This is a genomic window from Butyrivibrio sp. AE3003 (assembly GCF_000686065.1).
Lineage (GTDB): Bacteria > Bacillota > Clostridia > Lachnospirales > Lachnospiraceae > Butyrivibrio > Butyrivibrio hungatei_A.
This window is the reverse complement of the sequence record NZ_JMLX01000001.1, coordinates 1163914-1185040: the sequence shown is the minus strand read 5'-3', so window position 1 is coordinate 1185040 and position 21127 is coordinate 1163914. Positions and strand designations below refer to the sequence as shown.

The window sequence follows — 21127 nt, the reverse complement described above, 5'->3', positions numbered from 1 at the left end:
TATAGTTATGAGTGAAGATTCAAAGAAAAATTTATTTAAGCAGGCGGGCATATTGGCCATTGCCGGCATAATATCGAGAATAATAGGTCTTTTATATAACAGTCCTCTTGCTGCAATTATCGGCGACGAAGGTAATGGCTATTATAGTGGTGCTTTTCAGGCATATACTATAGTTCTTATGATTTCTGCGTTTAGCATTCCATCTGCTATATCTAAGATAATAGCTGGAAAGTTGGCACTGGAAGAATATAGAAGTGCACACAGAATTTTTAAGTGTGCGCTTATTTATGTTGCTATTGTTGGTGGAATTGGAAGTCTTGCTTTGTTTATGGGAGCGGATTTATTTGCTGATGATGCGGGAACGGCATTGGTTCTTCGTTTCTTTGCACCAACGGTATTTCTTTTTGGCTTCTTGGGTGTGCTTAGAGGATATTTTCAGGCACACAGAACGATGACGCCTACATCAATTTCTCAGCTTCTTGAACAGATATTGAATGCTGTAATAAGTGTATTTGGTGCGCTTTGGCTTACTAAACTTGCTGGTGATGAAACAATGATCATTGCAGGAGAAAAAGCTTCAAAGAAGGCTGTTTACGGAGCTATAGGAAGTTCGCTCGGCACAGGTTCGGGAGTAATAACTGCGCTTATTTTTATGTGCGTTGTCTATTTTGTTAAAAGAGATAAGATAAAAAGCAAAATTGATAGTGATAAAGGAAGAGAAATTTCCAACAGCGATGCTCTTAAGCTTATCGTTTCAATAGTTACACCATTCATTTTAAGTACATGCATTTATAATCTTTCCGGATTTCTTAATTTTTCAATCTTCAGTCGTGCGCTTAGATATGTAAGGGAAATGAAAATTACCGGTGCATATGGCATAAAATGGTATTATGGCATATTTACAAGAAAGGCTATGGTTATAACCAATATTCCTATTGCATTTTCAGCAGCCGCTGCCTCTGCAATGATACCTGAAATATCTACAGCGTTCGCAAAAGGCGACAAAAAAGATGCAGCAGAGACTGTTGCGGGAGTTATGAGAGTAATGATGATGATTTCTATCCCTTGTGGTGTTGGACTTTTTGCTCTTGCCAGACCTGTAATGATGATATTATTTCCACAGAAGGATTCGCTTGGTATAGCATCATTTTACTTAGCGTTTTTGGCTATAACTGTTATTTTTTATTCTGTTTCAACTGTTACAAATGCTGTACTTCAAGGAACAGGTAAGTTAAAGGCACCTGTTGTCAATGCGGCTATAGCTCTTGTGATTCAAGGTGTTATGCTTGTTCTGTTGCTTTCTTTTACTGATTTGATAGGTGAAGCGCTTTGTATTGTAACTATTGTTTATTCGCTCCTTATGTGTATTCTTAATAATATTTCTATGAAAAAACATATCGTTGTACCGATAGATATTAAGAAGACTTATGTATTACCGGCCATTGCGGCTTCTGTTATGGGAATTGTGGCGTATTTCTTATATGCAGTACTGTCAGCACTTTTGGGCGGAATTATTGCAGGAGAGTACTGGCTTAATCTTTTGTGTGCGGGAGTATCAATATTAGTTGCAATATTTGTTTACTTTGCCGTACTAATAAAGATCGGAGGCGCAGCAAGAGAGGATATCCTCAAGTTCCCCAAGGGAAGAAGCCTGGTTAAGGCGCTTGAGAAAATCAAATTATTATAACTAAGATAATAAAAATCCTTATGACGTTGTTAAGATGCCATGAGGATTTTTTATATAAGGATTGGACAAATTATAATGGCTGAAAGATTTGCAGTAATAGACACGGAAACAAACTGGAAGAATGTTGTAATGTCAGTGGGGATAGTAATTGCGGAAGATGAGCATTTTGTGGCTTTGGACAATACATACATTATCATTGAGGAAGCTGCCAAAGTTGGCGGGATGTACTCATACGCGCTTAATATCAAGGGAAAGACTCCGCAGATGCTGGATCGCATAAGCGCTGTTAAAGCCATAAAGGATTATCTGAATTCTTTTGGCATAAAATCGATATTCGCATATAATGCATCGTTCGATGCCAGAGTGTTACCGGAGTTAAAAGAGTATAGTTGGCATGATATATTAAAACTCGCAGCTTATAAGCAGCATAATCCTAAGATTCCGCCTGAAGCACCATGTTGCTCGACCGGACGTTTAAAGAGTGGCTACAGAGTCGAGAATATTCTTCATATGTTCGGCGAGGAAGGATATGAGGAGTTTCACAATGCGTTGACGGATGCGGTCGATGAGCTTAGAATCATGCGCTATCTAAAATACGGTATAGAGAAGTATCCGGTACTGTGAGTGCTGTCGGGATGTAGATCAATAAAGTTGTCTATATCCCGACTTTTTATTGACATAAAAAAGAGCATCCCCCATAATTTTAAGTATAGGTATTTACTGGTGTAATACGTTGCCTTTTTAAAGCGTCAAGGCAAGACGCCGGCAACGTCAACTAAAAATTCCAACTAGATGGAAGGGGGTTCTTATGGCAAACGAAATGGTAGTATTTCAGGGAAAATCATTCTCGGTTGGGCTTCAGTCAATGCTTGGTTCTACAGCATACGGATGGTGCCTGACAGGTCTACCGAAAGGCGTAGTATTGTTAAATATCGAAACGGAAAAGGTTCAGTCACCTAACACGGTTGCGCCTATTATTCAGAAGTTCTGGTTCGTTGCTGTTTCTGAAACAGATAAGAAAGCTGAAATTGAATTTACAATGATGAATTTCACTAACTTGTCTGCGACAGATCAGAAACATAATGTTTCAATCTCAGTTGTTCCCAGTGATTCAGATGAATTCGCTAAATATAGCGAAAATAATGATGCAATGCTAAGAAGTATCAGCAATGCTGCAATTCCTTACGGATATGTGCTCGGAGCACAGGATCCGCTTCTTAAGTACGGATATGCGTGCGATGCAGCCGATACTCCTACACTTAAATATGGATATCCGTGTGGGATACAGGATGCAACTAACACCAATGTGAAGTATGGCTATACATGCGGTGCAAATGATGCGACTGCTGTAAAATACGGATACCCTTGCGGTACACAGGATGCAACACTTATGAAGTACGGATATCCTTGCGGAGTAGAAGATGCAACGCTTAAGTATGGATATCCGTGTGGAGCGGAAGATGTGGCAACCGGCGTTAAATACGGCTATCCATGCGGAGAACCGGTTCTTAAGTATGGCTATCCATGCGGAGACACACCTGCACTTAAATATGGATACCCTTGCGGAGACGCTCCGGTACTCAAGTATGGTTATCCATGCGGAGAAACACCGGTACTTAAATATGGATATCCTTGCGGCGCACAGGATGCAACGCTTAAATATGGTTATCCGTGCAATATTCAGAATTCAGCGGTTGCTTACGGATATAACTGCAATGCGCAGAATGCAATGATGAAATATGGTTATTTCTGCTAACAAATTGAATACATAATGCCCATCGGCGGTTTGGAGGTTAAGAAAAAAGAAATGGCACATATTGAATATAAACCGGTTACAGCAGTCTGGGAGGTTACGATGGGATGCAACATGCGTTGCGGCCATTGCGGCTCGTCTTGCGCGGGCGCGCTCCCAGGAGAACTTAGCACAATGGAAGCTCTTGACCTATGCGATCAGATCGCGGAGCTTGGGCTGAGATGGATAACCTTGTCAGGAGGAGAGCCGCTTACAAGAAAGGATACACCGGATCTGGTGAAAAGACTTTCCGGTAACGGAGTTAAGGTAAATATCATTACCAACGGCTGGCTTCTTGATACAGATATGGCAAAAAGACTCAAAGACAGTGGGATATCTACAGTTGCAATAAGTATTGATGGTACACCGGAGATACATGACAGTGTAAGAAAAGAAGGAGCTTTTGAACACGCCCGTAATGCATTTCATGCAATGACGGAACTTGGGATAGAGACCGGCGCTGTCACAACCATAACTAAGAAAAATATAGATATCCTTTCGGATCTTAAAGAAGAATTAATCGGCATGGGAGTTAAGACATGGCAGGTACAGCTTGGTCTGCCCATGGGAAATCTTAAGGAACGCCCTGACTGGGTGCTTGAGCCGAAACAGGTCAATGATGTCATCGATTTTTGCTACAACACGGCAAAAGAGGGAAGAATTCGAATATACCCCGCCGATTGTATCGGTTATTATTCGAAAAAAGATCTTGAAACAAGGCGTATATCTTTCGGCTTTGACAGACATTCTTTGTGGGATGGCTGCAATGCGGGGGTTCGCGGCTTTGGAATATTGCATAACGGAGATATTTTGGGATGTACTTCAATTCGCTCAAAAGAGTTTATTGAAGGGAATATCCGTAAGAGAAAACTGCGTGAAATATGGGAAGATGAAAATGCATTCTTATGGAGGCGCCAGCTGACAAAAGAAAAACTTTCCGGCTCATGCAAGACCTGTGTCTATGGCTCAAAGTGCCTCGGAGGCTGTCCGAATACTAGGCTTACAATGAAGGGCAGTATATACGAGGAGAACGAGTATTGCGCATACAATCTTTCTCTCAAGAAAAAAGAAACAAAGTATTCCAAGTGCGACAATGCCGCTGCATTACGCAGACTGGCAGATTCGCTTATACAGCAGGGGGATTATCAGGAAGCATCTTTTGCTCTTAAACGGACAAAAGAGCTGGATCCCGAGAATGCAGATGTATATAGCGCAATAGGCTACAGCGAATTCATGTGCGGAAACTATGAATCCTGCCTTGAAGCAAATAATAAGGCGCTCGAGATGGACAGCAATAATACTTACGCCATGGGCGGTCGTGCACTTGCTTTGTTCAGACTCGGACAGAAGGATGAAGGCATTCGCATCATGCGCGAAGCAGTCGCTTTGACAGGCGGTCGTGATATTAACTTGATTCAGGATCTGAGATACATGACAGACGGTAAGATGTGATGATATGTAAAGAATAATAGAAAGGCAGCCTTTTTCGAGGAATAGAACTGAAAAAAGGCTGCCTTTAGGTGCTTATTTCTTTAATCACTTATAAGTTTAAGAGCGGATATATCCGGTGAGATCGAAAGCGAATAGTTGGTGTAATAAACTACGAAGCCGGGTTTTGAGCCGTTTGGTTTCTTTACGTCTTTGCGCTTTAAATAGTCAATCTCGACCTTCTCCTGAACTTTTCCTTTTGAGTAGTAGGCTGCAAGGGCAGCAGCTTCCTCGAATGTTCTGTCGGGAACTTCTTTGCCTTTTGTTATGAGGACAACGTGAGATCCCGGTATCTTCTTTGCGTGAAACCACCAGTCTCCGCCGTTGGCGGTCTTGAAGGTAAGTTCATCGTTCTGGATATTATTTTTTCCGACATAGATATCAAAGCCGTCGCTAGACTGATAGTGGAAGGGCTTGCTTGTTATCTTTTCTTTGCGGCCGCTCTTTCCAAAGCCTGATTTTATGTAGCCGCTCTCGTGGAGTTCTTGCCTTATCTGGGCAAGATCTGCTTCTTTTTCTGCAATTTCAAGAGCACACTCTATTGATTCAAGCTGCTCAATCGCTTCTTTAGATTCTTTTAGCTGCTCTTCAAGAGCTTCAGCGGTTCTCTTAAGTTTCGTATATTTATCAAAATACTTCTTGGCATTCTGGCTTGGAGTCAGAGTCGGGTCAAGTGTGATCGTTATGTCTTTTCCCGTGTTGTAATCGTTGACAGTAATCTTATCGGCGCCCGGCTCCGCGCTGTAGCCGTAAACTGTAAGGAGTTCGCCGTAAATTCTGTACTTGTCCTTTTTGTCGCAGTCGAGCATTTGCTTGGTCTGAAGGTCGTACTTACGAACGTTTCTTTCAAGTGCAGTCTGAACGATTTTTCTGAGGTCGACAGACTTTTGTCTGATTCTTGTGACGACGTTCTTTTCTGCATAGTACTTGCTGATAAGCTCAGAGATACTGTTCTGGGCAACTGCGGAAAATCCCGGTGCGTCCTTGTACATGGTAAGCGGGATGGAAGAGTACTCCTTGGGAGAGTTTCCTTCATAGATGATCTCGGGCGTAAATTCGCCGTTTTTTACCATATCAACGATCTCGGAAAAAGCTCTGTAAAGCGCTATGGATTCGGATGTGTCGAGCGCTATCGCGGACTTGTCGGAATCGATGTTTGCTCTTTTACAAATCTCCTGAGAAATAACGGGCGAAAGACCTGTGTAGCCTTGATAAATCGCTTTGAATACAGGTGCACCCTTACTCAGAACAACTGCTGAGAATTCGTCTGCACTTGTCGAAAGAGGGTTCATCTTATCCTGCGAAGGAACGAAATACTCGCGGCCCGGAAGAACTTCTCTTACTGAGCTGACCGATGCGGGAATGTGCTTGATACTGTCGATTATCACATTGTCCTCGTCGGTAAAGATGATATTGCTGTATTTGCCCATGATCTCGATGAGGAGGACTTTGTGCCTAAGATCACCCATTTCATCCAGGTGCTCAATCTCAAAGCGGATAATTCGCTCAAGCCCGGGCTGAGTTACAGAAATGATGCGGCCGTTCTGGATGTGTTTTCTTAAAAGCATACAGAAATTCGGCGCAGTCATGGGTGATGGCTTCGTTTCGTCTGTCATATAGATGAGCGGAAGAGAAGCGTCGGCCGACATGATCATCTTAGCCTGCTTTATTCCGTATTTGTCAGTGTTTTCGTAGGAAAGCTTGACCGTGATGAGAAGTTCGTCACTCTCTGTTTGAGCAATCTTGTAGACCCTTCCTCCGGTCAGAAGATCGCTCATATCTTTAGTTATATTTGCTATGGTTATACCGTCAAATGCCATTTTTTACTCCGTATATTAAAGTTGATAATATATTGTATAGTCTACTAGCCGCGGGAATGTCTGTCAAAAATGTTTTATTTTGTCAAAAAAGAAAAATAGAAGGTTTTTATATGCTGCATAGGATGTATATTTTTAAGCATTTGCTGTATATAATTACTTCATAACAAAGAGTGATATCTAACAAAAAATTAAAGACGGAGGAAGCTATGGATAAATCACTTAAACCCAAGATTAAAACAATCTTATTTGCGGCTGTTTTAATTGTGCTTATGCTTGTAACTCAGTTTGTTGCAGCTTTTTTTGGAAGTGCTGCTGTTTCATTTGTAACAGTATTTATGGGGAAAAGCTTAGATGTACAGAGTCTTATCCCGATATCTTTGCTGGTATCTGAGATAGTGTGTATTATTGTATTTGGAATCTGGTATTTCAATAAGTATGTAAAAAAAGATAAAAATGAAGGTGTGTACGAATCGGGATTAAAGAAGATTTTAAACTTCAAAGATCTTGTTTTTATCATCACACTTACTGTTGCCGGATTTTTTTTTGGCGAATATAATATCTCAATTTATATCGGCTGCTATTCCGGAAGCGGGTCAAAAGTTTAAATCAGTTATGGATTCAGTTCTTGTTGATGGCAATATATTTGGTGTTATCGCAACTGCCCTGTTGGGGCCTATAGCGGAGGAACTTGTTTTTAGAGGGCTGCTTGTGAAGAATGCAAAGAAGGAATTTGGGCTTATAGGATGCATGGTGTTAAGTGGTATTGCATTTGGTATTATGCATCTTAATCCGATACAGGGTATTTATGCGATCCCTCTGGGAATGATATTTGCTTATTTTGCATATAGGTATAACTCAATAATTCCGACAATATTGGCACACATTATAAACAATTCTATTGCTGTGTTTCTTCCAAAAATATATCATGGAGATATGGGATATATCACTTGCGCAGTATTGTGCTTAGCATTTTTAGCTGTTTCTGTAACTGTTAAGAAGTGTTTTTTTAAAAAAGAATTAGTTATATCATAAGGGTAAGGAGAAAGCGTAAGATGGAAAAAAGAAGAATTTATAAAAGTAATGACAGAAAGATCTGTGGTGTATGCGGAGGACTTGCGGAGTTTTTCGGAATTGATCCCACAATAGTTCGCCTCGTTTATGCGATACTTGCACTTACATACGGAAGCGGATTATTGATTTACATCATTGCAGCAATCATCATGGATGATAAGCCGGATTATGTAAGCAGAGGATGATTGATTATAATGTTAAAGGCTATGCATGTGATCTATGCATAGCCTTTCTTTTTAAAATCAGAATCCGATTCTCTCAATTTCCGCAGCGAGATTTCTTCCGTATGTCTCGCATCCGAAGCAATTGGGATGAAGATTGTCCAGGAAGTATTCGGGGAAGTGAGGTACCATTTTCATTCCGTCGATGATCTTTACGTTTTTGTATTGTCCGGCAATATCTCTGACTTTTTCGCAGAAAGAATATAGCGTCGGCAATTCGTCTATATGATCTCCTCTCCACAGAGGCGATATGCAAAGAATAGGTATCTCATTACCGTATATACCGGTTAAAGTCTCGTAATATTCCTCGACTTTGCTCATGTCGCCGTCGCCGTACTGATTGGTCCCGAGCGCAACAATAATCTTGTCCGGCATATATCCGTCCATTTTCATGAGTGAGTTCTTATCGTATATATATCCGCCGATGCCCTGGTTAAGTATGCCATAATTAAGAATCCTGTTGGCGACGCTTACATATGTACAGGACGATCGTAAGGGGCCGTAGCCTTGAGTGATGGAATCTCCGAGCCACAATACTTTTTCACCTTTAACAGCGGGAATTACATCGGCATCTATCGTGAAGTTCTTGATCCAGACCGTGGCATCTGCCGGAAGATAGATGATTACATTCTTTTTACCTTCGGGAAGTTCCCATTCAATCGTGCCGACATCCATGATGTCTTTTACATACTTGATTTCAGTTACAAATCCGTCGACCAAGAGCTCAAAAGAATCGGGAGAACCCTTCCATATTATCTTGTAATCAAATGAGAGTTTACTTGCGGATGTAGTAAACTCAAGCGTTTTGGCGGTTGTTGCGGTGCAGCGGTCATACCACATCTCAAACGCGCCTTTAAAGTATTCAACTTGCTTTTTGGAATACTGAAAAGCCTGAAGATATCCGTCTTCGGTCTCTTCAAATTCATAGGCCCCAAAATAAATCTTTTTTAATTCTTCATTTGTAAAAATCATTGCTATAACCTCCCAAACTGCCTGGCGCCTAATGTATCTTTGTTTTATGCCAAAGCAGTACATTTTTAATTATAATGAACAGCTTACATGTTGTCATTACTTGGATGAATCTTACGAATCTCTTTCCAAAATATGGCATTTTTTGATATTTATAATTATTTTATTGTAAACGCTTACATAATCTGTTATAACAGTAAAAGTAAAGATTTTTATTCAAAAATTAATGTAAGAAGTTACATTCGGAGGGTATGGGTTATGCAGCTATTAAATTACGATGTTTTGGCGAATACAGGTTACAAGGGATTTGTACAAAAAGATGCGCAGATTAAGGTTCTTCAGTTTGGAGAAGGCAACTTTCTTCGCGCGTTTGTTGATTATTTTTTTGATATAAGTAATGAAAAAGCAGGTTTTGACGGCAAGGTTGCGCTGGTTCAGCCAATCGCGCAGGGACTTACGAAGCTCATTAACGATCAGGAGGGGCTTTACACTCTGTATCTCAGAGGAAGCGAGAACGGAGAGAAGGTAGATCTTAAGAGAGTTATTTCTGCGGTCAAATGCTGTCTTAATCCTTATGAAAAGAGCGATTTCGATAAGATGATGGAGATTGCCGCGAGCGATTCTCTCGATATCATCGTTTCAAATACAACGGAGGCGGGAATTGCTTACGATCCTTCCTGCAAGTTTGAGGATGTTCCTGCAAGCAGCTTCCCCGGAAAGCTCACACAGGTTCTTTATACACGATTCAAGGCAGGCAAGAAGGGCGTGGTTATTCTTTCCTGCGAGCTTATCGATAATAACGGAAAAGAGCTCCTTAAGTGCGTAAACAGTTATATCGATCAGTGGAATCTCGGCGAGGAGTTCAAGAACTGGGTGAATGCTGACAACATTTTTTGTTCAACTCTCGTAGACAGGATTGTTCCGGGACGTATCCGCGATGCAAAAGAAGTTGAGAAGCTCGAAGCTGAAAACGGCTATCACGATGAGCTCATTGATGTCGGTGAGATATTCGGTGTCTGGATAATCGAAGGCCCCAAGGAACTTGAGGACAGGCTTCCTTTTAAGAAGGCAGGAGTAAATGTTCATGTTGTTCCTGATGTTATGCCGTATAAACACCGCAAAGTCCGCATTCTTAACGGGGCACACACGGGATTTGTGCTTGGCGCGTATCTTGCGGGACAGGATATTGTAAGAGACTGTATGCAGAATGATACAATCGCAGGTTTCATGAACAAGATGCTTAATGACGAGGTTATTCCGACGCTTGTGGATCACCTTGATAAGGACGATCTTGATGAGTTCGCGAGTGCGGTTAAGGACAGATTCAACAATCCTTTCGTAAATCATGAGCTTATGTCGATATCGCTTAACTCAACAAGTAAGTGGAAGGCAAGAAATATGCCGTCATTCCTTCAGTATATTGAGAAGAACGGCAAACTTCCCGTATGTCTTACAATGTCACTTGCGGCATATATTGCTTTTTATTCAAATGATATATCCGAGCTTACGGACGCAGGGCTTTTATGCAAAAGACCTGCAGGCAATACCTACACTGTAAGCGATGACAGATGGGTTCTTGAGTTCTACTATGAGCACAGAGCCGATTCCGAAGAAGCGCTTGTTAAAGCAGTTCTCGGAAACAAGAATATGTGGGATACTGACCTTAATGAAATAGAAGGTCTTACAGACGCAGTTATAAAAAATCTTGAGAAAATACGTAAAGAAGGTGCCGAGGCAGCATATGCAAGCTGTCTCTGATTTGCATTGACCTTAATTTTGGGTTATATTATAATAACTTGTGTATTATTATGCCCAAAAATAAGGGGGATTTACAGATGGTCTGCAGTATGACTGGTTTTGGCAGAAGTGAAGTCACAGAAGGTCAACGCAAGTACATTGTTGAGCTTAAATCTGTTAACAATCGTTATCTTGATATAAATGTCAAGATGCCTAAGAAATTCAACGCATTTGAGTCTGCAATTCGTTCAGAACTAAAAGGCTATATGAAACGTGGCAAAGTTGATGTGTTTGTCAGCTACGAGGATTTTTCGGAGTCCGAGTCCAAGGTTAAATATAACAAGGCTATCGCGCAGGAATACTACGATGCTTTGCAGGAAATGATCAAGGACTTTAACCTTGATGATGAGATAAGACTTCCTCTTTTATCCAAGTTTCCCGAAGTCTTCACAATGGAAGAAGAGGAGCTTGATGAGGAAGAAGTTTGGACGGGGCTTAAGAGAGCTCTGAATGAAGCCGGCAAACAGTTCATGGAGTCAAGAGCTAAGGAAGGTGAATTCCTTTGCGCCGATCTCACGGCAAAACTTGAGGAGATGCTTGAGAATGTCGAGTATATTACCGAGCGTTCGCCTGAAATCATCAAAGAGTATAAGGCTAAACTCAGAGAGAAGATTCAGGATCTGATGGAAGATAAGCAAATCGATGAGAATCGTCTCGCCATGGAAGTTACCATATTTGCCGATAAGGTATGCGTGGATGAGGAACTTACAAGACTCAGAAGCCATATAGAAGCGACATCAGATGCACTCAGAAACGGTGATGACAAGGATGGAATCGGAAGAAAACTTGATTTCCTTGCGCAGGAAATGAACAGGGAAGCCAATACTATCCTTTCTAAATCAACTGATCTTAAGATCTCCGACAGGGGAATCTCACTTAAGACCAATATAGAAAAAGTAAGGGAGCAGATTCAGAACATTGAGTAAACTCATTCATATTGGATTTGGCAACATTGTCAACGCCGACAAGATTATCAGTATAGTCAGTCCTGACGCAGCTCCGATAAAGAGAATGGTTCAGAAGGCCAAGGAACAGGGGACGGGTGTTGATGCAACGCAAGGACGTAAGACCAAGGCTGTTTTAGTCATGGAGAACGGTATGCTTGTGTTATCAGCTCTTTTGCCTGAAACAATCAGTGCAAGAGCACAATCAGAGAGTGAGAATATTACAGATGAATCGTAAAGGTATTATAATTGTTGTCTCGGGCTTTTCAGGCGCGGGCAAAGGCACAGTAATGAAGGCACTTACAGCAAAGTACGATCAGTATGCTCTGTCTGTATCGGCTACGACCAGAACTCCCAGAACGGGCGAGGTCAACGGAAGAGAGTACTTTTTTGTAACTACCGAAGAATTTGAGAAGATGATCGATGAAGACGGGCTTATCGAACATGCCAAGTATGTCAATCACTACTACGGAACTCCCAGAAAGTACGTAGAGGATAAGCTTGCCAACGGAATCGATGTTATCCTTGAGATTGAGATTCAGGGAGCGCTTCAGATCAAAGAACAGTATAAGGACGCAGTTCTTTTATTCATAACACCTCCTTCAGCCGGGGAACTCGAGAAGAGACTTCGCGGAAGAGGAACTGAGACCGATGAAGTCATAAAGAAACGCCTTAGCAGGGCAAAAGAGGAATCGGTTGGAATTGAGAAGTACGACTATATTGTTGTCAATGATAAGCTCGAGGAGTGCGTTGAGAATGTGCACAGGATCATAAGTGCAGCTCATTGCAGTCCGGACAGAAATCTTGAATTTATAGATGACATAAGGCATCAGCTTGAAAAATACTAATTTAATCAAATAAATGTTATTTGCGGATATCCGCAGGAAAGGAACAACATGATACATCCTTCATATGTAGATCTGATGAAAGTAGTAAACAAGGGAGTTGAAGAGGGTGAGGAGCCTGTAATCAGCTCAAGATATTCAGTAGTTATGGCTACTGCAAAGAGAGCAAGACAGATTATTGCAGGTGACGAGCCTATGGTTAAGGTTAAGGACAAGCAGAAGCCTCTTTCAATTGCGGTTGAGGAAATGAATCAGGATACTCTTCGCATTCTTACTGAAGAGGAAAAAGAAAAGCTTGATAGCGCAGACGCAATTGAGGAAGTTGAGAGTACAGAAGAAAACTGATATGAAGATATTGTTTGTATCGCTTGGATGCGACAAAAATAGAGTTGATACCGAGGTTATGCTTGGTATGTTGCATAGCCGTGGGTATGACTTTACAGATGATGAATCGGAAGCCGAAGCAGCAGTTGTTAACACCTGCTGCTTTATAAATGATGCTAAGCAGGAAAGCATTGATGCAATACTTGAACTTGCGGAGCTTCGAAAGGCAGGACAGCTGAAGGCGCTTATCGTTACAGGTTGTCTTGCACAGAGATACAAGGAAGAAATACAGGACGAGATTCCTGAGGTTGATGAAATCCTTGGTGTAACCTCCTCTGATAAGATTATAGAAGCTATTGATGAGACTTTAGCCAGAAACACGATTTTTTCTCACAAGAACTATTTTGATGATATCAATAAAAAGCCTGTGGGAGGCATGGACAGAATTATTACTACAGGCGGTCTTTTTAATTATCTTAAGATTGCAGAAGGGTGCGATAAACATTGCACTTATTGCATAATACCCAAAGTTAGAGGAAATTACAGAAGTGTTCCGATGGAGCAGCTTTTGGAAGATGCCAATAAGCTTGCGGAAAAAGGTGTTTCTGAACTTTTGATAGTTGCACAGGAAACAACCTTGTACGGAACGGATCTCTACGGAGAGAAGAAACTCCCTGAACTCTTGCATAAGCTTTGCGAGATTGAGGGCTTTAAGTGGATAAGGGTTTTGTATTGTTATCCGGAAGAGATCACCGATGAACTTATTCAAACTATAAAAAATGAGCCTAAGATATGTAATTATCTTGATATACCCATTCAGTCCGGATCGGATAAGATCCTTAAGAAGATGGGGCGCAGAACCAGCAATGCCGAGATTAGGGAGCTTGTAGGCAAGCTTCGAAAAGAAATTCCGGATATTTGCATAAGAACAACGCTTATAAGCGGGTTCCCCGGAGAAACTGCGGAAGATCACAATGAGACGATGGCGCTTGTGAGAGATCTTCGATTTGACAGATTGGGTGTATTTACATATTCACAGGAAGAAGATACACCTGCTGCGACTATGCCGGATCAGGTATCTGAGAGGGTTAAGACGACCAGAAGGAATAAACTTATGAAGCTTCAGCAGGAAATTGCGTTTGAAGCTGCCGGTGAGATGGTCGGAAGAGATGTCGATGCGGTTATCGAAGGCAGAATCACAGATTCAGATGATGATGACGGCCTGTCCTATGTTGCGCGTACATATAAGGATGCTCCTGATATAGACGGTTATCTTTTTGTGACCGGAGTGCAGAGAGAGCTTATGACAGGCGATTATATAAAGGTACATATAACAGGCTCTAACGAATACGACTTGATTGGGGAGGAAAAAATATGAATTTACCGAACAAATTAACAGTATGCAGAGTAATATTGATTCCTTTTTTTGTATTTTTTCTTTTATTTGATCCTAACAGCGTTTCATTTAAATGGATCGCGCTTGGAATATTTGTAATAGCAAGTCTTACCGATATGCTTGATGGAAAGATTGCGAGAAAATATAACCTTATCACTGATTTTGGTAAGTTTATGGATCCTTTGGCAGACAAACTTCTTGTTTGCAGTGCGATGATAGGACTTATAGAACTTGGAAGAATTCCTTCATGGATAGTTATAGTTATCATCGCCAGAGAATTCGTTATCAGCGGATTCAGACTTATTGCTTCCGACAACGGAAGAGTAATTGCCGCAAGCTACTGGGGCAAATTTAAGACAACGTTTCAAATGATTATGGTAATCCTGATGATTGCAAATATACAGAACGACGCTTTTTATATGCTTACACAGGTAATTATGTGGATAGCACTTGCGCTCACCATCATTTCTCTTGTGGATTACCTTGTAAAAAATAAGGATGTAATGAATGGAAGTAAATAATAACAACGAAGAAATAAAGATCAGATATGACGAATCAGGTCTTAATGAGAAGATAATCCGTGCTGTTTCAGAGATGGGATTTGAGTATATGTCCCCCATCCAGAAAGCGGCAATTCCTGTAATGATGGAAGGTAAAGATATCATAGGTCAGGCGCAGACGGGTACAGGTAAGACCGCTGCGTTTGGTATTCCTCTTTTGGAGAAAGTTGATCCCGAGAATAAACACTTACAGGCAGTTGTGCTTTGCCCTACAAGAGAGCTTGCAATGCAGGCTGCCGACGATATAAGAGATTTTGCCAAGTATATGCATGGAATCAAGGTTCTTGCGGTATACGGAGGCCAGGATATTTCAAGACAGATAAGAGCACTTTCGGCCGGAGTACAGATTGTTGTTGGCACACCCGGACGTGTTATGGACCACATGAGAAGACATACCATGAAGATGAAGGATGTCAAGGTTCTCGTACTTGATGAGGCGGATGAGATGCTTGATATGGGCTTTAGAGAGGATATTGAGACTATCCTTGAAGGAATGCCCGAGGAGAGACAGACAGCTCTTTTTTCAGCAACAATGCCCGAGCCTATTTTGCAGATAACAAGAAAGTATCAGAAAGATGCTGAATATATAAAGATGACTCCCAAGGAGATCACTGTAGCAGCGATCGAGCAGACTTACTATAGGGTTCCACAGAGAATGAAGGAAGAAGTTCTTGTAAGACTTCTTGATTATTTCAATCCCGGAAGAACACTTATTTTCTGTAATACAAAGAGAATGGTTGATGAGCTTTCAGAGAAGCTCAAGGGCAAGGGATTCCTTGCAGACGGACTTCACGGCGATCTTTCACAGAATCAGAGAGACACTGTTATGAAGCTCTTTAGAACCGATAAGATCAATATCCTTATCGCTACGGATGTTGCGGCAAGAGGAATTGACGTAAGCGGTGTTGAGGCTGTATTTAACTTCGATATTCCCGAGGATATCGAGTATTATGTTCACAGAATCGGAAGAACAGGTCGTGCGGGCAGAAGCGGTAAGTCATTTACGCTTGTCGGCGGAAGAGAGATGTACAAGCTCCGCGAGATCGAGAGAGTTTGTCATACCAAGATTGAGGAAAGAAGAGTTCCTTCTGCAAAAGAGATCACAAGAGTTAAGTCACAGAAGGTATTCGGTGAAGTTATAGATATAATCGAGAACGGCGATATTACTTCTACCCTTGAATTTGTAAATCAGAAAATTGAAGAGGGCGAGTATACTGCGGAGCAGCTTGCTGCCGGATTCATGAAGCTCAAGATGGGTGCCGATATCGAGGATCTTGTTCTCTTTGAGAAAGACCGTGATTACGGCGATCGCAGACGCAGAGGTGGAAGAGATTACCGTTATGACGAGAGAACCGGAAAGAGAGACAGAAGAAGAGGTCCTAACGGTGGAAGAAGAGCTTCCGATATGAAAAAAGGCGCGTTTGAAGGCAGACGCGCTACAGACGGTAAGAGAGGTTCATCTTCGGGCAGAAGAAAGTTTGAAGACAGAAGGGGAAGCGATAAGCGCAGATCCTCTTATAAGAATGCGGAGCTCCCTGAAAGAGAGAACACTTCTCCCAAGCCGAGAAGAGAACGTTCTTCATCCAAGTCATATCAGGACGGAGCATCTGTGTTTGAGAATGTAGGAAGACTCAACATCAAGGATGAGAAATCTACAAAAGCATGGTATATGGGCGAAGATAGAGATACAATGAATGTATCAAAGTCAGATCGCAAAAATATAAAAGCAGAGAATAAAAAGAGAAGTATTGATTATCTTCAGGATGTCGACGATCTTGTAATGGAAAGCTTTGGAAAACGCAAAAAGTAAAGATTTATGGCTGAGCGTAAGGGAGGCGGAACAGTGAAAGACAGAAAAACTCTGATCGGCAAGACCTTAAGAGCAAAGATATTTAATATGGTCAGTGTCGGTGTGATAGATGAGCCTATCAACAGATTCTATGACTTTTTGAGTATTGTTGCACTTGTTCTAAATCTCTTTTCAGCATTTGCGATAACCTACAATTACATGGAGGAGCATTATAAAGGGCTCCTTCTTGGGATTGAGGCTGTGACAACATTTTTCTTTGCAATTGACTATATCTTACGGCTTCTTTCCGCTAATGAGCTTTATCCAAAGGATAGTGAGCTTACATCACTCAGAAAATATATTTTGTCTTTTACGGGTATTGTTGATCTTTTATCGTTTTTACCCTACTATCTTTCAGTATTTTTCCCGGTATTCTTTCCGGCAGGAACAGCTGTATTCAAACTCTTCAGAGTTGCAAGGATTCTCAGGCTGTTCAGAATCAATTCCTATTACGATCAACTTAATGTCATAACGGAAGTAATAAACAGAAAGAAGCAGCAGCTCATGGCTTCTGTGTTTATAATACTTATACTTATGATGGCAGCAAGCCTTTGTATGTACAGCGTTGAGCATGACAGGCAACCGAAAGTGTTTAAAAATGCCTTTTCCGGTATATGGTGGTCGGCATCGACGCTTCTAACCATAGGATACGGCGATATATACCCTGTTACGATTATGGGTAAGATACTTGCAATAATAATTGCATTTCTGGGCGTCGGAATGGTCGCAATCCCTACAGGTATCATTTCCGCGGGATTCGTCGAACAGTTCCAGAGGCTTAAGGATATAGGAGAGTTTGAGGAAGAAGAGAATATTCACTTTATCAGGGTCGTGCTTGGGAGTAATGATTCATGGACGGGGAAGAAGATTGCCGATATAGGCCTTCCGAAGGATATCATGGTGGTAGCTGTTCAGAGAAACAATGAAACGATAATTCCAAGGGGCAGCACTGTCCTTCGTGCAAACGACCTTATTGTTTTGTGCGCCGAAAAGACCAAGGAACTTCAGCCTGTTGCGATAAAAGAGATTGTCATAAATGAAGGCCATTCATGGAATAACACTGCGATCAGGGATATAGACATTTCTAGACAAAGTTATATCTTCATGGTAAGAAGAGATAATAAAGCCCTGGTTCCTAACGGTAAACTTGTTATAAAAGCAGGTGATATTGTTTTGCTTTATGACAAGCACCTGCATAATGAAAATATATAGAAGACTGACGAGGTAAAAATGTTTAGCTTGGAGAATAAGAAAAAAATACTTAATAACACGGATCTGTTTGTACTTGATATGGACGGAACCTTCTATCTTGAAAATGACATATTGGATGGCTCACTTGACTTTCTGGAAGCGGTGAAAAGAGCCGGCAAAAGATATATCTTTTTTACCAATAATTCATCTACTTCTTCTGAGGAGTACATCAAGAAACTTGCGCGAATGAACTGCCATATCACGAGTGATATGATCATGACATCGGGAGATGTGATGATAAAATTTTTGCAGACAAAGTATCAGGGAAAATCAGTGTATCTTCTCGGTACAGAGCCGCTCAGAAAGAGCTTTGTCGATGCGGGAATAAATCTGTATGATGCAAAGACGGGAGTATCTGCGGATGGAAGGAAAGCAGAGCGTCCCGATATCGTTGTTGTCGGATTTGACAAGACTCTTACTTATGAGACTCTTACAAATGCGTGCATATATATACGAGAGGGAGCAACTTTTCTTGCGACACATCTGGATATCAATTGTCCTGTGAAAAACGGATTTATCCCCGATTGCGGCGCAATATGTGCGGCGATTGAACTTTCTACTGGAGTTAAGCCAAGATTTGTCGGAAAGCCTTTTAAAGAAACGGTTGATATGATAGTTGCATCTACGGGAATTTCTGCTGAAAGAATTGCATTTGTAGGGGACAGAATATATACGGACGTTGCGACCGGTGTAAATAACGGCGCAATGGGAGTTCTGGTTCTTACGGGCGAGACCAAAAAAGAGGATATTCCTACATCTAAAGTGCAACCTGATGTGGTATTTGCTTCGATTAAAGAGATGGGAGAATTGCTTTCAGAGTAATAAATATTTGTATAAAAAGTTAAACAGGGCGGAAATCTTGCGATTTCTGCCCTGTTTAGAAAAGAGAGAAAAGTGGGGGTTTACTTTGAGGATAGCTTAAACAGTGGTTGTGATTACTTTTAACCACAATCTGATTTTATTTAATTTTTTTGATTATGTCTATGCCTATAAGCACAAAGTGTAATTTTTGCAAGATTTCGTTCATATTAGTGTACAAATTAATTAGTAGGCTAAAATTAGCCTATCAAAGTAAGCAAGCGGAATGTGTGTACTTTTCCGTAACACGCAATATTATTTAAAATAAATTAGCTTTATGATATAGTTAAAAATACCTGTTATGAAAGTATTGTTTTAGTTACGAAATATCATACAACTGAGGGAAATGTAGTGAATAATAATAGAATTGAGCCTAAATGTGTAATAATTTCCGCCGGAAGTTTTGTTCCGGTTGATATAAAACTCAATGAAGGTGATTATCTTATTGCATGTGACGCAGGTTTTGCATATGCGGAGCAACTGGGACTTTTGCCCAATCTTATTGTGGGTGACTTTGATTCGACGGCTGAGCTTGGTCCACAGGCTCTTAGAAGCCTTGAAGAGATCGCCGAGTCGGATCCGGACAGAATCCTGCGCCTTGATGTGAGAAAGGATGATACCGATACCATCAAAGCTGTTAAGATAGCTCTTTCAAAAGGCTATAAAAAGATATACCTGTACGGTGCTCTGGGCGGGGCACGTTTCGACCATAGTTTTGCTAATGTACAGACTTTGTTGTATATTAAACATAACGGCGGAACGGGATATATCATGGAGCATGATAAGATGCTCATGATTGCGGAGAACGAAACTATTAAGTTTAACAGAGGAAATACGGGGTATCTTTCAGTTTTTTCGCTTTCCGAAAAATCCTACGAAGTAACTTTAAAAGGACTAATGTATACGCTTGATAAGGGGACTCTTACAAGTGATTTTCCGCTTGGTGTCAGTAATGAGTTTATCATTGATGAGGAGGCGGAGGTATCTGTGGGCAGAGGGACACTTCTGATATGTATTCATTTTTTTGAAGACAACAGATAATGGCTGCTTGCAATACTCTGTACATGTATGATCTGTTTTCTTGCAAAGTTTTTCATAAAAGACTATACGCAGGTTAAGAATGCGAAAGTCAGGCAGCAATACGGCGTGCTTTCCGGGGCTGTCGGAATTTTTTTGAATCTGATTCTTTTTGTATCTAAATTGATCGCTGGATTTATTACCGGATCGATTTCAATTATGGCAGATGCCTTAAATAATCTTTCGGATGTTGGTTCATCCGTTGTGACTCTTGTGGGCTTCAGGCTTTCGGGGCATGAAGCTGACGAGGAACATCCCTTCGGACATGGCAGAATTGAATATATTGCGGGACTTATAGTTGCGCTTCTTATTATTCTCATGGGAGTTGAGCTTATCCGTACATCTTTTGGGAAAATACTCAATCCCGGAGAGATAAGCTTTGATCCTGTTGTGGCAGGTATTCTGATCTTTGCCATATTTGTCAAATTTTTGATGTACATGGGAAATAAGGAAGCTGCAAAGAAGATAGAGAGCCCTGCGCTTAATAATACGGCTCTTGACAGTATTTCCGATGTTTTTACAACAACCGTCGTACTTGTATGTGCGATAATTACGAGCCAAACAGGTATTGTTCTTGATGGCTATGTGGGAATACTGGTTGGAATACTCATTGTAAAAACTGGACTTGATGCCGCAAAAGATACGATCAATCCGCTCTTGGGAGAGCCACCCAGTAAAGAGCTTGTAAAAGAAATCGAGGATACGGTTCTTTCACACGAAAACATCCTCGGAGTGCATGACCTTGTGATACACAATTACGGACCTACGGGACTTTTTATGTCGCTTCATGCCGAAGTTGACGGAAGACTCGATCTTGTGACCGTTCATGATTTTATCGATGATATAGAGAATGAACTCAGGGCCAAATACAGCTGCGAGGTTGTTATACATATGGATCCCGTAGTTATAGGAGATAAGGACACCGACAGATTAAAGCGCAAAGTGAGCTGCATTGTAAAAAATCTTGATCCTGAGCTTAAATTTCACGATTTCAGGCTTAAACATTCAAATGATAAGGGGCACAGGGTTGCGTTTGATCTGAGCGTTCCATACAAATACAGTATGAAAGACGATGAAATAACCGCATATCTCGAAGATAGAATAAAGAGGGTGGAACCCGATATCGAATGCGATATTACCATAGATAAGACAGAGAAGGCATAAAGAGAGTTAAGGAG

21 protein-coding genes are annotated in these 21127 nt (G+C 41.1%); 19 read left to right on the top strand and 2 right to left on the bottom strand.

What is annotated here, in order from left to right:
- Positions 1-7 precede the first annotated feature (7 nt).
- The 4 genes from CD00_RS0105670 (at position 8) to CD00_RS17360 (ending at position 4931) form a co-directional block, all read left to right on the top strand.
- Positions 8-1687, top strand: coding sequence for a putative polysaccharide biosynthesis protein (locus CD00_RS0105670; RefSeq protein ID WP_026655081.1), 1680 nt, complete (start codon positions 8-10; stop codon positions 1685-1687).
- 75 nt (positions 1688-1762) lie between these two features.
- Positions 1763-2311, top strand: coding sequence for a hypothetical protein (locus CD00_RS0105665; RefSeq protein WP_034461994.1), 549 nt, complete (start codon positions 1763-1765; stop codon positions 2309-2311).
- 184 nt (positions 2312-2495) lie between these two features.
- The gene (locus tag CD00_RS0105660) at positions 2496-3443 is read left to right on the top strand and encodes a hypothetical protein (RefSeq protein ID WP_026655079.1); all 948 of its coding nucleotides are present in this window, start codon (positions 2496-2498) and stop codon (positions 3441-3443) included.
- A gap of 51 nt (positions 3444-3494) precedes the next feature.
- Entirely contained in the window at positions 3495-4931 is a 1437-nt protein-coding gene (locus CD00_RS17360) for a radical SAM/SPASM domain-containing protein (RefSeq protein ID WP_081811964.1), read from the top strand.
- Between the two features lie 80 nt (positions 4932-5011).
- Here the strand turns inward: CD00_RS17360 and CD00_RS0105650 are convergent, their stop codons facing one another.
- A complete protein-coding gene (locus CD00_RS0105650; protein WP_026655078.1) occupies positions 5012-6787 on the bottom strand; it encodes an Rqc2 family fibronectin-binding protein in 1776 nt (591 codons plus the stop codon).
- Positions 6788-6993: 206 nt separating this feature from the next.
- Between CD00_RS0105650 and CD00_RS0105645 the strand changes: the two genes are divergently transcribed.
- Genes CD00_RS0105645 through CD00_RS0105635 form a run of 3 tightly spaced genes read left to right on the top strand, consistent with a single transcriptional unit; the run spans position 6994 to position 8043 of the window.
- A complete protein-coding gene (locus CD00_RS0105645) occupies positions 6994-7392 on the top strand; it encodes a hypothetical protein (protein ID WP_026655077.1) in 399 nt (132 codons plus the stop codon).
- A gap of 7 nt (positions 7393-7399) precedes the next feature.
- Complete coding sequence (locus tag CD00_RS17355; protein WP_026655075.1) at positions 7400-7819, top strand: CPBP family intramembrane glutamic endopeptidase; 420 nt, start codon at positions 7400-7402, stop codon at positions 7817-7819.
- A gap of 20 nt (positions 7820-7839) precedes the next feature.
- Positions 7840-8043: a PspC domain-containing protein gene (locus CD00_RS0105635; protein ID WP_026655074.1), complete on the top strand. Its 204-nt coding sequence runs from the start codon at positions 7840-7842 to the stop codon at positions 8041-8043.
- Between the two features lie 57 nt (positions 8044-8100).
- Here the strand turns inward: CD00_RS0105635 and CD00_RS0105630 are convergent, their stop codons facing one another.
- Positions 8101-9051 carry an SGNH/GDSL hydrolase family protein gene (locus tag CD00_RS0105630; protein ID WP_026655073.1) on the bottom strand — a complete coding sequence of 317 codons (951 nt, stop codon included), beginning with the start codon at positions 9049-9051 and terminating at the stop codon, positions 8101-8103.
- A gap of 255 nt (positions 9052-9306) precedes the next feature.
- Here CD00_RS0105630 and CD00_RS0105625 point away from each other — a divergent pair, with 255 nt between their 5' ends.
- From CD00_RS0105625 to CD00_RS0105570, 12 genes are all read left to right on the top strand, one after another.
- Entirely contained in the window at positions 9307-10806 is a 1500-nt protein-coding gene (locus CD00_RS0105625; protein WP_026655072.1) for a tagaturonate reductase, read from the top strand.
- Between the two features lie 77 nt (positions 10807-10883).
- Positions 10884-11771, top strand: coding sequence for a YicC/YloC family endoribonuclease (locus tag CD00_RS0105620; protein ID WP_026655071.1), 888 nt, complete (start codon positions 10884-10886; stop codon positions 11769-11771).
- The gene (locus CD00_RS0105615; RefSeq protein WP_026655070.1) at positions 11764-12027 is read left to right on the top strand and encodes a DUF370 domain-containing protein; all 264 of its coding nucleotides are present in this window, start codon (positions 11764-11766) and stop codon (positions 12025-12027) included. Before CD00_RS0105620 ends, CD00_RS0105615 begins: the two co-directional genes overlap by 8 nt.
- Positions 12017-12637, top strand: a complete 621-nt coding sequence (gene gmk / locus CD00_RS0105610; protein ID WP_026655069.1) for a guanylate kinase — start codon at positions 12017-12019, stop codon at positions 12635-12637. Before CD00_RS0105615 ends, gmk begins: the two co-directional genes overlap by 11 nt.
- 75 nt (positions 12638-12712) lie before the next feature.
- Entirely contained in the window at positions 12713-12979 is a 267-nt protein-coding gene (rpoZ, locus tag CD00_RS0105605) for a DNA-directed RNA polymerase subunit omega (RefSeq protein WP_330365391.1), read from the top strand.
- A gap of 1 nt (position 12980) precedes the next feature.
- Complete coding sequence (gene rimO, locus CD00_RS0105600; RefSeq protein ID WP_026655066.1) at positions 12981-14336, top strand: 30S ribosomal protein S12 methylthiotransferase RimO; 1356 nt, start codon at positions 12981-12983, stop codon at positions 14334-14336.
- Positions 14333-14875 (top strand): CDP-diacylglycerol--glycerol-3-phosphate 3-phosphatidyltransferase, encoded by a 543-nt coding sequence (pgsA, locus tag CD00_RS0105595; RefSeq protein ID WP_026655065.1) that lies wholly within the window; start codon positions 14333-14335, stop codon positions 14873-14875. Before rimO ends, pgsA begins: the two co-directional genes overlap by 4 nt.
- Positions 14862-16724, top strand: a complete 1863-nt coding sequence (locus CD00_RS17350) for a DEAD/DEAH box helicase (RefSeq protein ID WP_051594091.1) — start codon at positions 14862-14864, stop codon at positions 16722-16724. Before pgsA ends, CD00_RS17350 begins: the two co-directional genes overlap by 14 nt.
- 6 nt (positions 16725-16730) lie before the next feature.
- Complete coding sequence (locus CD00_RS0105585) at positions 16731-17975, top strand: ion transporter (protein WP_081811840.1); 1245 nt, start codon at positions 16731-16733, stop codon at positions 17973-17975.
- An 18-nt stretch (positions 17976-17993) separates the two neighbouring features.
- Positions 17994-18836 (top strand): HAD-IIA family hydrolase, encoded by an 843-nt coding sequence (locus CD00_RS0105580; RefSeq protein ID WP_034461991.1) that lies wholly within the window; start codon positions 17994-17996, stop codon positions 18834-18836.
- Positions 18837-19223: 387 nt separating this feature from the next.
- Positions 19224-19913: a thiamine diphosphokinase gene (locus CD00_RS17345; RefSeq protein ID WP_051198943.1), complete on the top strand. Its 690-nt coding sequence runs from the start codon at positions 19224-19226 to the stop codon at positions 19911-19913.
- A gap of 27 nt (positions 19914-19940) precedes the next feature.
- The gene (locus CD00_RS0105570; protein ID WP_026655062.1) at positions 19941-21113 is read left to right on the top strand and encodes a cation diffusion facilitator family transporter; all 1173 of its coding nucleotides are present in this window, start codon (positions 19941-19943) and stop codon (positions 21111-21113) included.
- Positions 21114-21127: the final 14 nt, after the last annotated feature.

Coding starts and splice junctions, on each gene's coding strand:
- CD00_RS17355 (WP_026655075.1), top strand. CDS start 7,400: ATGGATTCAGTTCTTGTTGATGGCAATATATTTGGTGTTATCGCAACT.
- CD00_RS17350 (WP_051594091.1), top strand. CDS start 14,862: ATGGAAGTAAATAATAACAACGAAGAAATAAAGATCAGATATGACGAA.
- CD00_RS0105645 (WP_026655077.1), top strand. CDS start 6,994: ATGGATAAATCACTTAAACCCAAGATTAAAACAATCTTATTTGCGGCT.
- CD00_RS0105660 (WP_026655079.1), top strand. CDS start 2,496: ATGGCAAACGAAATGGTAGTATTTCAGGGAAAATCATTCTCGGTTGGG.
- gmk (WP_026655069.1), top strand. CDS start 12,017: ATGAATCGTAAAGGTATTATAATTGTTGTCTCGGGCTTTTCAGGCGCG.
- CD00_RS0105630 (WP_026655073.1), bottom strand. CDS start 9,051: ATGATTTTTACAAATGAAGAATTAAAAAAGATTTATTTTGGGGCCTAT.
- CD00_RS17360 (WP_081811964.1), top strand. CDS start 3,495: ATGGCACATATTGAATATAAACCGGTTACAGCAGTCTGGGAGGTTACG.
- rimO (WP_026655066.1), top strand. CDS start 12,981: ATGAAGATATTGTTTGTATCGCTTGGATGCGACAAAAATAGAGTTGAT.
- rpoZ (WP_330365391.1), top strand. CDS start 12,713: ATGAAAGTAGTAAACAAGGGAGTTGAAGAGGGTGAGGAGCCTGTAATC.
- CD00_RS0105625 (WP_026655072.1), top strand. CDS start 9,307: ATGCAGCTATTAAATTACGATGTTTTGGCGAATACAGGTTACAAGGGA.
- CD00_RS0105570 (WP_026655062.1), top strand. CDS start 19,941: ATGATCTGTTTTCTTGCAAAGTTTTTCATAAAAGACTATACGCAGGTT.
- pgsA (WP_026655065.1), top strand. CDS start 14,333: ATGAATTTACCGAACAAATTAACAGTATGCAGAGTAATATTGATTCCT.
- CD00_RS0105665 (WP_034461994.1), top strand. CDS start 1,763: ATGGCTGAAAGATTTGCAGTAATAGACACGGAAACAAACTGGAAGAAT.
- CD00_RS0105580 (WP_034461991.1), top strand. CDS start 17,994: ATGTTTAGCTTGGAGAATAAGAAAAAAATACTTAATAACACGGATCTG.
- CD00_RS0105650 (WP_026655078.1), bottom strand. CDS start 6,787: ATGGCATTTGACGGTATAACCATAGCAAATATAACTAAAGATATGAGC.
- CD00_RS0105635 (WP_026655074.1), top strand. CDS start 7,840: ATGGAAAAAAGAAGAATTTATAAAAGTAATGACAGAAAGATCTGTGGT.
- CD00_RS0105585 (WP_081811840.1), top strand. CDS start 16,731: ATGGCTGAGCGTAAGGGAGGCGGAACAGTGAAAGACAGAAAAACTCTG.
- CD00_RS0105670 (WP_026655081.1), top strand. CDS start 8: ATGAGTGAAGATTCAAAGAAAAATTTATTTAAGCAGGCGGGCATATTG.
- CD00_RS0105620 (WP_026655071.1), top strand. CDS start 10,884: ATGGTCTGCAGTATGACTGGTTTTGGCAGAAGTGAAGTCACAGAAGGT.